Source organism: Deinococcus sonorensis KR-87, from assembly GCF_040256395.1.
In the GTDB taxonomy this organism is placed as follows: domain Bacteria; phylum Deinococcota; class Deinococci; order Deinococcales; family Deinococcaceae; genus Deinococcus; species Deinococcus sonorensis.
In genome coordinates this window covers 355,413-369,789 of sequence record NZ_CP158298.1, presented here as the reverse complement: position 1 = coordinate 369,789, position 14,377 = coordinate 355,413, and the positions used below count along the sequence as shown (strand labels likewise).

The following is a 14,377-nucleotide window of genomic DNA, read 5'->3' as shown; positions in this document are numbered from 1 at the left end:
GGCGCAGGATGAGTGGCCCCGCCCACCACCGGCCGCACGCCGCGCCTCCCCAGGGGCGGTGTCCAGGGTAGCGACCTGGCCCGGTCCGGCCACCGCACCGCGTGGGCCGCCCCATCTGGCAGAGTGGAGTGTGCCGCGCCGCCTGATCCCGCCTCCACCCGCCCTGAGGCCCCTGGTGCAGGCGTACATGCTGCTGGACGAGGACCTTCCGGCCGTCGAGGCACACGTCTTCCTGCCGGAACAACTGGCCCACCTGACCTTCTCCTCGGGTCGGAGGTGGACCCTGGGCGAGGGCGGCCAGCTGCTCCCCGTGCCCGAGGCCACGCTTGAAGGCCTGGTCACCCGGGGCACGCACCTGATTTCGGACGGGGTGACGCGGGCGCTGCGGGCCGAGCTGTACCCCTGGGCCGCGCGGCAGCTCTTCGGCTGGCAGTACCCGGCGCCCGTGCTGGACCTGGGGGCCGGCGCGGCCGGCTCCGGCGCCGCCCGCACCGCCCGCCGCATCGCCGCGGCGCTGGCCGCCGGCGATGACGAGACCGCGCTGGGCCTGCTCAACGGCTGGCTGCTCGGGCTCGCCAGCGGCCAGCAGCAGGCGGGCGCGGCGGGCCGCGGGTGGACGGCGGGCGCGGGGGTCCGGGCGGCCGTCGAGCTCTACCACCGCGGGGGCCGCCCACGGCTGGCCGAGCTGGCGGCCGAACTGGACGTGAGCGTCCGGACGCTGGAGCGCCAGTTTCTGCAGGACGTCGGCGTGAGCGCCAAGACGCTGGCGCGCCTCATCCGCTTCGAGACGGCGCACAACGCCCTAGCCAGCGACCCGCAGACGCCGCTGGCCGCCCTCGCCCACGACCTGGGGTTTTCCGACCAGGCGCACCTGACCCACGAATTCCGCGCCCTGGGCGGCCTCACACCCGGCACTTTCGCCCGCATGATCAGTGCGCGGCACCAGCACGTCGGGTGGCTCGACTTCCGGCAGGACCACCCCCGTCTCCTGCTGCCCCAGCTGCCGGAATAGCACAGGCGCGTCTGGCCGGCCTGCACCCGCGAAGCCACGTGGTGGAGGCGGAACCGACCCGTGCCGCTCAGGGGACGAACGCGTCCAGGGCGTCGGACGGCTCGTTGAAGGCGTGGCGGCAAGGGACACCGTTCCGTGGGGTGATGGGTCGTGCGTCGCCTGCCGTTCAAGGGACGGCACGCCCCTTGGGCAGCCCTTTATGCGCCTCTCTCAGTGTGCCGGTTCACGCGGTCCATGTCGGCCCGGGCCGGTGAAATGACCGCATGATCGCATTTCACCCTCACCTGTTCGTGCGAATCGAGGAGCTCGGTGGTCCACGCGCTCCGATGCCGCTGCCGCTGCAGAGCGGCTTCAGTCTGGACCGTCTCTACCGTGTGGTGGGCGTCTACAACGCCAACGAATCGAGCGACGCTTTCTTCATCCTCCCGAATGACCGGGGCGAACTGTGGTTCATCTGCCAGCGGCACCTGCGCTTCGGGGCGCTGGTCGACACGCCGGCGCACCACCTGCCCTCCATGGAGCTGCAGGCGTCCGACTGAGCATCCTACGCCGGCAGGGGTTCCGCGCACACGCCGGAGCACCTCACCCGGGTATCAGGCGGCAGGTCGTTGGTTCGCCGCTCGGCCTGGGCAGCCTCGGCTGCGCCCCACCCGCGCGTCCTGCAGCCACCGTCGGCCGGCGGTCGAGGACGCGCCCCTGGGTGACGGGTGACGGACATCCGTGACCCACCGGCTTTCGCTGCTGGGCGGTGCTCAACTGGGTAGGATGCACAGCAGCATGCCACACCTCACCCTTCGTCGCGGTCTCCTGAGCGCGCTGCTGGGCGTCAGCAGCGCGCTCGGCCGCGCCGCGGACCCCCCCACCGACCCTCAGCTGCTGAAGGCGGCGGCCACGCTCTACGCCGCCGCGCAGGTCGCCGAGATCGCCCACGACTGGTGCGGGCAAGAGGCGCCCTCCGAGCGGACCGTGATGGAGCGGGAGTACGCCGCGTGGCGCGAGGCGTCCGGGCTCCCCGGCATCGAGGCGTACCTGCAGCGGACCGCGGCGGCGCAACTCCCGGCATTGCGCGCCGCGGTCGATGCCCGGCGCGAGCAGCTGTACACCGAGCTGAGCCGCGCCAGCCAGGACCCCGCCGCCGACTGCCGGAACATCCGCGCGCACCTCAGCGCTCAGGTCAACCTCAGCGCGCTGTATCCCCAGGAGTACCAGCTGACCCAGCCGCTCCGGACGGCTGCACCCGCGCCGGCGTCCAGCGCCGCGAACGGCGGGGCGTTCCTGTCCACCACCCGTTTCGACCCGATCAGCCGGACGTTCGTCGAGACGCTGCTCGGCAAGGCGGGCGGTCAGCCGCCGTATCAGGGCGGCGGCCCACTGCACCCTGGGACGTACCGGTGCGTGCAGCAGAACACCAATGACTTCGACACGTTGCTGAGTGTGGTCAGCTACACCCTGACCCTGTACGGCGACCACGGCCTGCGCTTCACGGACGGGAGCTTCACGGGCGAGGCCACCAGGACCCCCAGTCCGCTGGAGAACCTCCAGGCCACCTCCCGCTACGACGCCGCGACGGGACAGCTTGAGGTTGACGCCGACTTCGCCAACCGCGACCTGGAAAGCTACCTGTACGGCAACGACCGGTATGACGGCGTGGACGGGGACGCGCCGCTGTTCAATGTCTTCCGGGTGCTGACGGACGGCCAGGGCCGGAGCCTCATCTACGGGCAGAAGGCCTTCGGCGACCGCGACGGGAGCCTCACCGTGTGCCGCCTGGAAGGGCCGGTGCAGGGGTCCTCGCCGGTCGCCGAGGCGAAGCGGGCGGCGCAGGCGGAACTCGAACGGTTCAACCGCTACCGCCTGAAGCCCAACGCCGGCCCGAGTCTCGCCCAGATCCAGGGCCTGCTGCACACGTACGAAAACACCTACGAGGGCATCAACGTCACCGGCCGCGAGACCACCACGCTGCTGCTGAAGGACGGCACGGCGTACCTGAACCTGCGCTGGAGTCCGCACGACCTGGATGTGGCCGCCTCCCGGAAGGGGGAACCGCAGGCGTGGACAACCTGGCGCCGGCAGGGCGAGCGGTACGAGCTGCTGCAGGGCGGCCACTGGACCCCCATGAACGGGACGCTCGGCGTCCCCGGGAACCGGCGGGAGGGCCTGAGCGGCCGGTACGAGTTCTTCTCGGCGTACACCTCCGGCACGCTGATGAACGGGGCCACCGCCACCACCCGCGACGTGTACACCTTCACGCCCGGTGGGCAGTTCACCCGCAGCGGCAGCAGCGGCGTGGCCGGCACCCTGAACAACGGGATCACCATGACGACCGCGGCCGGGAGCGGCCCGTCCAGCGGGGACACCGGCACGTACGTGTTCGACGGGTACACCCTGGAGTTCCGGGGACCGGACGGGCAGACAAGCCGCACCTACGCGTTCTTCTGGGACGCGAAGCACGACGCGCTGATGATCGGCGGCCGCACCTACACCCGCAAGTGACGCGGCCAGGCGCGCGCAAGACGCGTTGCTGGAGGGCCGCGCTGGACCGGTCCTGCGGCGGTGCGTCCACAGCAAACCGCTCAGTGGATCACCCCGGCATTGACACGCCAGCCCTTCGCCGCCTGGAGATGTGACGATCACCTGCGCGCCCCGGAGGCACAACGGGCCAGGGCCGGATCGATCCAGCCTCTCCTCGGTCGTCCCGCTCTGTGGAAAGCGGCCGCAGGGGAGGCCGGCGTGGTCCGCTGGCCGCCTCGCCGGGTCCTGGGCAGCCGACGGACCCGCAGGGCTTCCGGGCGAGCCCCAGGACGCCCCGGCAGCTGCACCTTCAACGCCACGCCACCGTGCATCACACTGGCGTTCCCTGCATCCCACGGTTCGCCTGTGGAGACGGGTACTCCGCCTGGTGCCGCTGCAGCTCCGTCCCCTGATCTCGACGCTGAGGTGGGGCGTTCGCCGATCTCCGGGTCAGCTGGGACGGGCGTGGCGCGCGGCAGGGGCAGGGGGTGGGACGTGGACCCAGCGGGCGACGTACCGGTCGAGCGCGGCGCGGTCGAAGGTGGGGAGGGCCAGGCCGACGTACCCGTCGGGCCGCATGAGGTAGATCCCGAGGGGGTCCAGGCCAGCGCGGCGTGACGCGCTGGTGGTGGGGAACACGTGCAGCGGCAGGGCCTGCTGGGCGCACCAGCTGAGCACGTCCGGGGCGGGCGGGCCGTAGGTGTGCACCTGCCACGACAGCGAGCGGAGCCGGTCGAAGTTGCTGCGTCCGTCGGCCTGTGGAACCCAGGGGAGCCGCTGGCCGCCCCGGACGCGGCCCACCGCGCCCTGGCTCAGCGGGCTCGCCGGATAGTGCAGCCGCGTCTGTGAGACGGTGAGGAACAGCAAGCGCCGCACGACCTCGGCGCGCGTCAGCAGGGGCAGCACGCTCGGGAGGACGGTGAGCCGCACGAAGCGCGCGGCGGGACCGTTCTGGACGATGCCACTGAAGACGCGGTCGGTGGTGTTCACCAGCGAGACGGCGAAGGGGCGACGTTCCGGCTCGTAGGTGTCGAGCAGCGCCTCCGCGGCGCCGCCGTGAATCGCCTGCGCGAGCTTCCACGCGAGGTTGGCGGCGTCCCCGAGGCCCGTGTTCATGCCCTGCCCCCCCACCGGGGTGTGCACGTGCGCGGCGTCCCCGAGGAGGAAGGCGCGGCCCGCCCGGAACCGGTCCGCGACGCGGTGATGCACCCGGTACGTGCTGAACCAGTGCAGCCGTTCCACCCGGGCGAGGCCGTTCGCTTCGAGTTCACCGCGCACCGCCTCGAAGGTGGCGTCCTGCGGGGCGTCCCGGCTGAGCTGACCGACGACGCGGTGCCGGTGCGGTTCGGGCATCGGGAAGAAGGCGAGGAAGTGGTCGTCGTCGAGGCTGAGGTTCACGTCGCCCTCGCGAACCTGTCCGCTGAGGGTGAGGTCCGCGACGTAGAACCGCTGCGCGTAGGTGCCGCCGCTGAGCGGGATGCCGAGCGCGTGACGCACGGCGCTGCGGGCGCCGTCGCACCCGGCGGCGTAGCGGGCGTGCACCGTCTCACGCTGGCCGCCGTGTTCCAGCGTGGCGGTCACGCCGCCGCGGTCCTGGGTGAAGGTGGTGACCTCGGTGTTCCAGTCGACCGTGACGCCCAGCCGGGCCAGGTGCTGCGCGAGCAGCGCCTCGTTCTGGTCCTGCGTGAGGATGTAGAGGTACGGGTGGGGGGTCAGGCCGCGGCCGACGCCGTGCAGCCGGACCGCGCCGCGCAGCTGGCCGCGCACGAAGAGGTTGAGGCGGTCGAAGTGCCGGCCGCGCGCCATCGCGTCGTCCCCCAGGCCGAGCTGATCGTAGAACTCCAGCGTGCGGGCCTGCACGGCGATGGCGCGCGTCTCCTGGACGGGGCCGGGTTTGGGGTCGGCGATGCGGACCTGCACGCCGAGCCGGGTGAGCCACAGGGCGAGGAACAGGCCGGTGGGGCCGGCGCCGGAGATCAGGACGTCCGTGGTGCGGGTCATCGCTTCGCTCCTTCGTGGACGGTGAGGAGAAACAGGTCCACGAGCCGCGCGAGGGTCGCGTCGGTGGGAGGGTGGGGGGCGGTGGGGCTGAAGAGGCCGTCGAGGACGACGTAGCTCATGACCGGGCCGACGAACATGCGGGCGCTGAGGGCCGGGTCGGGGGCGTGGATCAGGCCGCGGGCGTGGGCGTCCTGGAGCAGGTGAGCGCCGACGCCGAGCAGGCGGGCCGGGAACGCCTCGCGGAGGGCGCCGCGGAGCTCCGGCACGTGAATCGCCTCGCCGAGCAGGAGCCGCAGCAGGGCGAGGGCGTCCGGTTGCAGGAGGTGGCCGGTGACGGCGTGCGCGAAGTCCAGGAGGCGGGCGCGGAGGTCGTCGTGGGTGGTGGGGGTGGGCTGGAAGCGCCCGTGGAGGTCGAGGCCGTCGAGTTCCTGGGCGATGGTGGCGGACAGCAGCTGGGCCTTGCCGCGGTAGTAGGCGTAGAGGGTCTGTTTGCTGACCCCGGCCGCCTCGGTGATGGCGTCGGTGCTGGTGCGGGCGTAACCGTGCTGCAGGAACAGCGTGCGGGCCGCCGTGAGGATCTGGGTGCGTTTGGCGCGGGCGCGGGGACTCTCGGTGGTCATGACGCTCCTCAAACTGAACCGTACGGTATGATCTGAGCATGCGCCTCTGGCGCCGGGCTGTCAAGGCAGGAAACAGTCCCCGAAGGGGCAGAAGACGCTGAGCGTCAGGCGTCACCGCGCAGGACAGGCACCACCCGAGCCCGCAGCACTGGGCTCACGCTGCCCATCTGCCCGAGGGGGCCGTCTGCCCCCCTCGCTGGACCACGTCCTCTTGCCGCCGGGTGGCCGTCCAGCCCCTCAGAGGCGGCTCCTGTGCACACGCCGGGGTCCGGGATCATGGCCCTGCCGGCGGCGCGGCCAGCGTGAGGGTGAGGTAGCCGAGCAGCGCTTGACGCACCTGCTGACGCAGCAGGGGATCGCCGGCCTGTCCAGGAGGAACGGTGTACAGCGCGTCGGCGATGTGGAGGGTCATCAGGGCCATCAGGTGCACCTGCCCTGCATCCAGGTCCGCCCGGCGCAGGGTGGCCATCTGCTCCAGCCGTTCCAGGATCGCCTGACGCACCGTCCTCGACGTGGACTCCAGGCGGGTGGTGAGCAGGAAGCCCAGCAGCCCTGCCGACTCACGCTGGAGGCGGGCGTGCACGCCCAGCACGTCATCGATCAGGTCAATCACGGGCCGGTGTGGGGACGTCAGCGCGGCGTCCAGCTCCGCCCCCAGCCGGGCGGTCCAGATGCCCTGCAGTTCAGCCAGCAGGGCGTGCTTGTTCGGAAAGAACTGGTAGAGCGAGCCGACCGAGACCCCAGCCGCCTCCGCGATGCGGTTGGTGGTGGCCGCCGTGAAGCCCTCCCGCACAAAGACCTCAGCGGCGGCCGCGAGCAGGCGCTCGACCATCCGGCGGCTGCGCGCCTGCTGCGGTCGCTTGCGGGTCAAAAATGCGAGCTGTTCCTCCGGATTCCCGTGCGTGTGCCGCCCCCGCGCGGCTTTGTTCATGCTCCGGAACGCGAGTTGAGGACCTGAGCTTTTCTTCGCATACTGACAGCCTAACGAAGCAGGAGGTGGCATGAGGCAACCGGAGTATCTGCAGGTCGGCGCCGTGCGCACCCGGCACATCATTCAGGGCGAGGGACCGCCCGTCGTGCTGCTCCACGGCATCGGGCGGAGCCTGGACGACTGGACGGCCACCCTCCCCGCGCTGTCCAATGGGTACCGGGTGCATGCCCTGGACATGATCGGGTTCGGTCTGACCGACAAGCCCGACGTGGAGTACTCGCTGGCCGGGCTGGCACGGTTCGTGCGCCACTACCTGCAGGCGGTGGGCGAACCGCGGCCGGTCATCCTGATCGGCAATTCCCTGGGCGGCGCCGTGGCGCAGCAGTTCGCGGTGATGTACCCGGACCACAGCCGCCGGCTGGTGCTGGTGAACAGCGCCGGCTTCGGCCGGGACGTCACGCTGGCCCTGCGGCTGCTGGCCGTGCCCGGCGTGGGGGAGCGGCTGATGGCGCCCAGCCCGCGCGCCAGCGCCCGGGCCGTCGAGAGCCTCTTCCACGACCCGCGGTTCGCCACGCCCGAACGCCGGGCGCACGCGCACCTGCTGGCCACCCAGCCGAACCGGGCGACCTCGTTCCTCCGCGTGGCCCGCGTCCTGGGCGGCTGGCGCGGCGTCCACCCCGCCTGGCGCGACACCCTGACCCGCACCCTCGCCGGGCAGCGCCTCCCGACCCTCATCGTCTGGGGCGCGCAGGACCGCATCCTGTCCGCCCGGCACCTGCAGCACGCCCGCGCCGTCTACCCGCATGCGCAGACGCACCTGTTCGCGCAGACCGGGCACCTGCCGCAGATCGAACGGGCCGAAGCCTTCAACGCCCTCACCCTCAGGTTTCTGGGAGACGCGACATGACAGACTTTCCCTTCAGCGGCGCCGTGGCCGTGCTGACCGGCGCCGCCAGCGGCATCGGGCGGGCCCTGGCGACCGACCTGGCCCGCCGCGGCAGCCACCTGGCCCTCATCGACCGCGACGCGGACGGCCTGGATCAGCTCGCTGGCCAGCTGAGCGCCCGGCATCCGCAGCTGCGCGTCACCACGCACCACGTTGACCTCGCTCAGACCGCGGCCATCCCGCAGCTCGCCGAGGACGTCCTGAAGCGGCACCGGCGGGTGACGCTGCTCATCAACAACGCGGGCGTGGCGCTCGGCGGCACCTTCGACGAGGTGACCCTCGAGGAATTCGACTGGGTGCAGAGCATCAACTTCCGCGCCGTGGTGGCGCTGTGTAAAGCCTTCCTGCCGGCCCTGAAAGCGGAACTGCAGCCGCACATCGTGAACGTCTCCAGCGTGTACGGCATCGCGGCCCCCGCGGGTCAAGCGGCGTACAGCGCCAGCAAGTTCGCGGTGCGCGGCTTCAGCGAGGTGCTGCGGCACGAACTCGCGCCGCACGGCATCGGCGTGACGGTCGTCCACCCGGGCGGGGTCCGCACGAACATCGCCAACCGCGCCCGCGTGGGCAGCGGCGTCCGGGCCAGCGCGCAGGAGGCCGAAGCGCAGCGCCAGGCCATGAACCGCGTGCTGCGCCTCGACCCCGCACGCGCCGCCCAGATCATCCTGACCGGCGTGGAACGGCGCTCACCGCGCGTGCTGGTCGGGACCGACGCCCGGGTGATCGACCTGCTGGTCCGGGTGCGACCGGCCACGTACTGGGCCGTGCTGCGCGCCCTGATGCTCCGGGGGGCAGCGACATGACCCGCGCCCAACCCGGGTCGTGGCGGAGCGAGCATGGGGAACCCAGGCGCTGCGGCGTATCGCCCGGCGGCGGTCCTTCCTGGATGGCCATGCCGCCCCTGCCCGCACGGTGGCACGTCCACCGGCCGCTCACCCAGAAGCCCACGCCTGCTGAGGAGACCAAGTCATGAGGAAACGAAGCGTTGTGCTGATCGCTGGGGTGGCCACCCTGAGCGTCCTGTGGGTGAAGGCCCGCCGCGCCCGCCCGGCCGCGCCCCCCGGACCGCTGGCCGACGCGAACGACCCGCAGCCGCTCGATGTGCTGATCATCGGTGCGGGCCTGTCGGGCATCGGCGCGGCGCGGCACCTGCTCGCCAAGGCGCCCGGCAAACAGTTCGAGCTGCTGGAAGCGCGTCAGGCGATCGGCGGCACCTGGGACCTGTTCCGCTACCCCGGCGTGCGTTCGGACTCGGACGTGTACACGCTCGGGTACAGCTTCAAGCCGTGGCGGGGCCGCACCGCCATCGCGGACGGACCGGACATCCGCCAGTACATCCAGGACGCGGCCGACGAAGCGGGCGTCACCCGGCGCATCCGGTTCGGCCATCAGGTGAAGACGGCCTCGTGGTCCTCCGCCGCGAACCTGTGGACCGTGACGAGCGAGGTCCAGGACGCTGAAGGCCGGATGCACACCGTCACCCGCCAGGCGAAGTTCCTGTTCCTGTGCAGCGGGTACTACAGCTACCAGGAGGGGTATCGCCCGGACTTCCCGAATGAGCAGGCCTTCCAGGGGCAGATCGTGCACCCGCAGCGCTGGCCCGAGGACCTGAACTACGCCGGCAAGCGGGTGGTGGTGATCGGCAGCGGCGCCACGGCCGTGACGCTCGTCCCGGCGCTGGCCGAGCAGGCCGCGCACGTCACCATGCTGCAACGCTCCCCGTCGTACGTGGCCGTGCGGCCCCTGGTGGACGACCTGGCCATGAAGCTCCAGTCGTGGGCGCCGGCCACGGTCGCCCACACCGTCACGCGCTGGAAGAACATCCTGACCAGCATCTTCTACTACCAGGTGGCGCGCCGGCGACCGGAACTGTTCAAGCAGGGCCTGCTCCAGGCCGCCCAGCAGCACCTGGGGGACCGCTTCAACGCCGCGGATTTCTCGCCCACGTACAAGCCCTGGGACCAGCGCGTGTGCGCCGTGCCGGACGGTGACCTGTTCCGCGCCATTCGCGACGGGCGGGCGTCGGTGGTCACCGAAACCATCCAGGCGTTCACGCCGCACGGCCTCCGCCTGTCCAGCGGGCAGGACCTCCCGGCGGACATCGTCGTGACGGCCACGGGCCTGAAGCTGAACGTGCTGGGCGACATCCGCTTTCAGGTGGACGGTCAGCCGCTGGAGGTCCCGCGCACGATGGTGTACAAGGGCATGATGCTCAGCGGCGTGCCGAACTTCGCGTACGCGTTCGGGTACACCAACTCGTCGTGGACCCTCAAGGCCGAGCTCACGGCGGATTACGTCTGCCGGCTGCTCAACCACATGGACCGGCGCGGGTACACGGCCGTGGTGCCGGTCGCGGACCCCTCGGTCGAGGAGCGGCCCCTGCTGGACTTCACGTCCGGGTACGTGACCCGCAGCATGGCCGCCCTGCCGAAGCAGGGCTCGAAGCAGCCCTGGCAGGTGTACCAGAACTACCTGCTGGACAAGTACACCCTCCAGGTCGCCCCCATGGATGACGGGACGCTGAAGTTCACGGCCGCGAGACCTCAGCCCTCCAGAACAGCGGCAGCCGGAGGCTGAGCAGCCGCACGTGCAGGACCTGCGGCGGTCCGAGCCCTGCGGCGCGGAGTGCCAGGGCACGCGCGGGCCAGCACGGTGCCGCGATGGTCCTGCCGCCGAGACGGTGAAGCGGCGGCTTGCCCCACGGTGGAGCCCGGGTCCCCGTGCCGGCCGGGAGCTTCCTCTTTCTGGAACGCCAGGGCGCGGGAGCTGGACCGTCGCCGGGCGGCTTGGTTCTATTGATCTCGGCGTGGCTTAGCACTGATAGTATGGGTGAATGCCTGGATGGCGTCCTGCTCACCTCACTCGTGCCCAACTCGAAGAGCGGCGGCTAGTGGCCCTCGGCTGGCTTCAGCAGGGTACGCATTCCTATGCGCAGATCGCGGAACACTTCGGCGTTTCGGTCCATACCGTCAACAGTTGGAAGACCCGCCTGAAGCGCAACGGGACGCTTCAGGCGACCGTCGCACCCGGTCCACCCTCCCGGCTGACCCCGATCAGCAGGCTCAGCTGCGGACCCTCCTGCGGGAGGGCCCCCTGGCGCATGGACACCAGGACGACACCTGGACCACCCGCCGTGTCCGTGACCTGATCGGCCAGACCTTCGAGGTCTGGTACCACAGTGACCATGTCCGCAAGTTGCTCCACCAGCTTGGCTTCAGCCCACAGATGCCTAATGGACGTGCCGCAGAGCGCAATGAGCTTCGGATCGCCTCCTGGCGGGAACAGGTCGCACCGGAGCTGGAAAAAAAAGGTGGCTGAGGGCGCAACACTTGTCTACCTGGACGAAGTTGGCTTCGCGCTGAAGGGTGTGCGGCGACACACCTGGGCGCCCAGGGGCGAGACGCCCCTGGTAAGCTTGCCAGCAAGCTGTCGACGATTGGCGCGTTCACCTCGGATGGCCGCTTTTTTCAAAACACTCAGCAGGGGGCGATCTGTAGCACAGGGGTCATCCAGTTTCTGACACATTCGCTGGATCACCTTGCCGGGCCAGTGATCGTGGTCCTGGACAACGCCAGCATTCATCGCTCAAAGGCCGTCCAGACGTTCGTTCGTGGCTCTCCACGAACGTCTCTCCCTGGTCTACCTGCCGCCTTACGCTCCAGAACTGAATCCCATTGAATTGGTCTGGGCGTACATCAAACGGAACGTGCTGGGGAATTGCTGTTTGCGGACGGCCAAGGAACTGCGCGCCCAACTCGTGCAGGCGTGGCGACGGGTTCGGTCTATCCGGCTCCCTCAGCAGCTTACGGATGCCAACCTACGCCGAAATCAATAGAGCGCCGAACAATAATGAGCGGTCTGTAGTCTGTCCAGACGCTCGTTCCCACTGTATCTGACGATCTTTGGGCGGCTATTGAGCCAATCCTGCCCGCACATCGCATCTCCCGGCGTGGCCGACCGCCCTTAGACGTCACCACACGACAGACGAGTCGGAACGAGTGATCGGCGTAGGTCTGGGTTCCGAGTACCCGCTGGCCCAGGGCACGTTCCACCACGGCGATGATCTCGCTGACGTGCATCTCGTTGTTCTATTGCCTGAAGTCGATCTGGACATCGGCTGGAATCCTTACCCGCTGAGGTGTCCTCCTCCGCGGTAACCCAACATGAGCGCAACGCTTCCCGGATCCATGCCAACCGATGCCCAGCTCAGGAGGTGGCATCACAGGAATGCCACCCCTCGGCCCAGGCCGCTTTGGTCGCTTGTTCAACGACATTGTCAGGACGGAAGGCGGTTACGAAGCGGCAAAGGGAGCGCTCGCCCTTCGCTCGCCGCCGGATGCACACGACAGGCGTCAGGACACCGCGGTTACCGCAAGGAACTGAGGTAGTAGCGCTCACCGTCACGGTAGCTGTACCAGAAGGCCCCCCCACCGGAGACCGCGATGCGGCTGGGGAGGGCTACCGGCGAGAAGGCATGGATCGTCGCGCCTGAAGGGTCCACGTGCCGCACCATCGGATCCGTGAAATCCGTCAGCCAGGCGCTGCCGTCCGGGCTCGCCAGCACACGGGTGGTGTCCTGCACCGTCACGCCTGGCAGAACGCTCGCCTGGCCGGAACCGGGGTCGAACAGCGACAGTTCCCGCAGGGTGAGGCCGCTCGTGGTGTCGAGGCGGGACGTGACCAGCCACACCTGCCCGTCTGGCCGTGCGTCCATGCTCACCACGCCGGTCGTATGCAGGTCCGCGAAGGAGGTGGCCGTCCTGGTGTCCAGATCGAAGCGGTATAGGCGGCGGCCGAAGACGTTCCCCCCAAGGAAGTCGATGCCGTTTCCGGCGCGCGTGGCGGAGCGGGGCCAGCTGGTCAGCCCGGGAATGCCCACGTAGGTGGCCTGACCGGTGGTAAGGTCCAGCGTGCTGAACCCGTAACTGTCGAGGGCAGCGGAATCGGGATACAGCACATGCGAGGCGTCCAGCACCACAAACTGTCCGCGTGGATCGAGATCCGTCGAGGGGGAGCGGTCGTACTGGACAAGGGGCCAGCGCTGGACCTGCGACGTGGTGGGATTCAGGCGGACGAGCTCCATCCCGGTCACGCCAACCACCTGTCCATCGGCCGTCACCTGCAGGTTCTGCATGGGAGGATTTAGGGCATACGCGGCACGTGGACGGTCGGCCGAGACGCGCTGCATGCGGTCCCAGGTGCTGTACCAGGCATTCCCTGCGGCATCTGCGGCGATGGAGAACACACTCTCACCGGCCACCTCGCTGGCGGCGAAGCGCTGCGGCTGCACATTCACCGAGAACGGCACGTACAGGCGTTGCCCCTTCGCGGTGACGATCAGGGTGGGGAACATGACCCCCGCTGGCGCCTGTGGTCCAGCGGTGAGATGCAGCTGGAACGTCGAAGGGGTCGCGCCCAGGGTCACGGTGCTCGGCAGGTCGGCCGTGATGCCGTCCGGGAGGCCTTCAAGGGTCAGGGTGGCTGGCCCGGCGTAGTCGGAGCCGGCCAGCGAGAGGGGAATGTCCGTGGGTTCAGCGATGTATACGCGCGTGCTGGGGATCTGAACCGTCACGACGGGTGGAAGCACCATCACGGCGAGCGGCAAGGCCACCTGCTCCACCGGGACGCTGACGAGCTCGGATGCGTCCATGACCACGACCCGGACGTCGTACAGCCCGCCCTGGGCGAAGCGGTCGCCTGTGAGCGTGAGATGCCCCGTGGCCGTGGACTCGCCGGTGAAGTCCACGGTGACGCTCTCCGCGGTCATCTGCTTGGGGAGCCCTGTGACACTCAGGCGCACTTTTCCCTTGAAGCCGTTCAGGGCGGTGACCTGAACCGGGACGTCGACGTGGTCACCCGGCCCGAGCGCCACGCTGCTGGCCTCCAGGTGCGCGGTGAACTGCGTCGGCACTGCGGAGCGGGTATAGGTCAGGGTGACGCGTTGATCGCTGTTGAGCTCGACGGTCTGGGGAGCGGGTGACACGAATCCGACCACGTTGGCCGCGGTGACGGTGTACGTGCCACGCGGGAGTGCCGAAAGCGTCTTGCTGCCGATGACTTCACCCTGAAAGACCGTGCTGCCGTGGCTGGAGACCACCACGTTCGCCTGGGACGCGCCATCGAGTTCCATGTAGAGGGATGCTGTCGTTCCTGTGGTAGCGGGCGCGGTGCCACAACTGTTCAGGACTATGCCGCTGAGGGCGAGCAGGGTGATGGAATGAAATAGAGTTTTCATAAAGCCTTTAGAATTCTAACAGGCCAGGCGCGTGCAGACCACGAACTTTTCGGCTTCGGTCCGGTCGGCACGGGCGCACCGACACCGCGTCCGCGGTTTCCTCAGGACGTCAGTGACCTGAAGT

At 69.8% G+C, this 14,377-nt stretch carries 10 protein-coding genes and 1 pseudogene; 7 read left to right on the top strand and 4 right to left on the bottom strand.

Features of this window, described 5'->3' with window-relative positions; all coding sequences use genetic code 11:
- The first annotated feature begins 130 nt into the window (after positions 1–130).
- The 3 genes from ABOD76_RS04910 to ABOD76_RS04900 all read left to right on the top strand — a co-directional run bounded on the left by ABOD76_RS04910 (position 131) and on the right by ABOD76_RS04900 (position 3,505).
- The gene (locus ABOD76_RS04910; protein ID WP_350241985.1) at positions 131–1,012 is read left to right on the top strand and encodes a helix-turn-helix domain-containing protein; all 882 of its coding nucleotides are present in this window, start codon (positions 131–133) and stop codon (positions 1,010–1,012) included.
- A 263-nt stretch (positions 1,013–1,275) separates the two neighbouring features.
- Positions 1,276–1,551, top strand: coding sequence for a hypothetical protein (locus ABOD76_RS04905; RefSeq protein WP_350241983.1), 276 nt, complete (start codon positions 1,276–1,278; stop codon positions 1,549–1,551).
- 238 nt (positions 1,552–1,789) lie between these two features.
- On the top strand, positions 1,790–3,505 hold the full coding sequence (locus ABOD76_RS04900; RefSeq protein ID WP_350241981.1) for a hypothetical protein: 1,716 nt from the start codon (positions 1,790–1,792) through the stop codon (positions 3,503–3,505).
- A 468-nt stretch (positions 3,506–3,973) separates the two neighbouring features.
- Here the strand turns inward: ABOD76_RS04900 and ABOD76_RS04895 are convergent, their stop codons facing one another.
- The 3 genes from ABOD76_RS04895 to ABOD76_RS04885 form a co-directional block, all read right to left on the bottom strand.
- Positions 3,974–5,524, bottom strand: coding sequence for an FAD-dependent monooxygenase (locus ABOD76_RS04895; protein WP_350241979.1), 1,551 nt, complete (start codon positions 5,522–5,524; stop codon positions 3,974–3,976).
- Entirely contained in the window at positions 5,521–6,144 is a 624-nt protein-coding gene (locus ABOD76_RS04890) for a TetR/AcrR family transcriptional regulator (RefSeq protein WP_350241977.1), read from the bottom strand. The genes ABOD76_RS04895 and ABOD76_RS04890 overlap by 4 nt, the downstream gene beginning before the upstream one ends.
- 274 nt (positions 6,145–6,418) lie before the next feature.
- Positions 6,419–7,075, bottom strand: coding sequence for a TetR/AcrR family transcriptional regulator (locus ABOD76_RS04885; RefSeq protein ID WP_350241975.1), 657 nt, complete (start codon positions 7,073–7,075; stop codon positions 6,419–6,421).
- 70 nt (positions 7,076–7,145) lie between these two features.
- On the opposite strand from ABOD76_RS04885, the gene ABOD76_RS04880 reads away from it, so the two are divergent.
- The 4 genes and pseudogenes from ABOD76_RS04880 to ABOD76_RS04865 all read left to right on the top strand — a co-directional run bounded on the left by ABOD76_RS04880 (position 7,146) and on the right by ABOD76_RS04865 (position 11,853).
- On the top strand, positions 7,146–7,982 hold the full coding sequence (locus ABOD76_RS04880; RefSeq protein ID WP_350241973.1) for an alpha/beta fold hydrolase: 837 nt from the start codon (positions 7,146–7,148) through the stop codon (positions 7,980–7,982).
- A complete protein-coding gene (locus ABOD76_RS04875; RefSeq protein ID WP_350241971.1) occupies positions 7,979–8,821 on the top strand; it encodes an SDR family NAD(P)-dependent oxidoreductase in 843 nt (280 codons plus the stop codon). Before ABOD76_RS04880 ends, ABOD76_RS04875 begins: the two co-directional genes overlap by 4 nt.
- Before the next feature lie 166 nt (positions 8,822–8,987).
- A complete protein-coding gene (locus ABOD76_RS04870; RefSeq protein WP_350241969.1) occupies positions 8,988–10,595 on the top strand; it encodes a flavin-containing monooxygenase in 1,608 nt (535 codons plus the stop codon).
- 256 nt (positions 10,596–10,851) lie between these two features.
- Positions 10,852–11,853 (top strand): annotated as a pseudogene (locus ABOD76_RS04865) (IS630 family transposase).
- Between the two features lie 531 nt (positions 11,854–12,384).
- Here ABOD76_RS04865 and ABOD76_RS04860 read toward each other — a convergent pair.
- Positions 12,385–14,253 carry a hypothetical protein gene (locus ABOD76_RS04860; protein WP_350241967.1) on the bottom strand — a complete coding sequence of 623 codons (1,869 nt, stop codon included), beginning with the start codon at positions 14,251–14,253 and terminating at the stop codon, positions 12,385–12,387.
- Between the last annotated feature and the right edge of the window lie 124 nt (positions 14,254–14,377).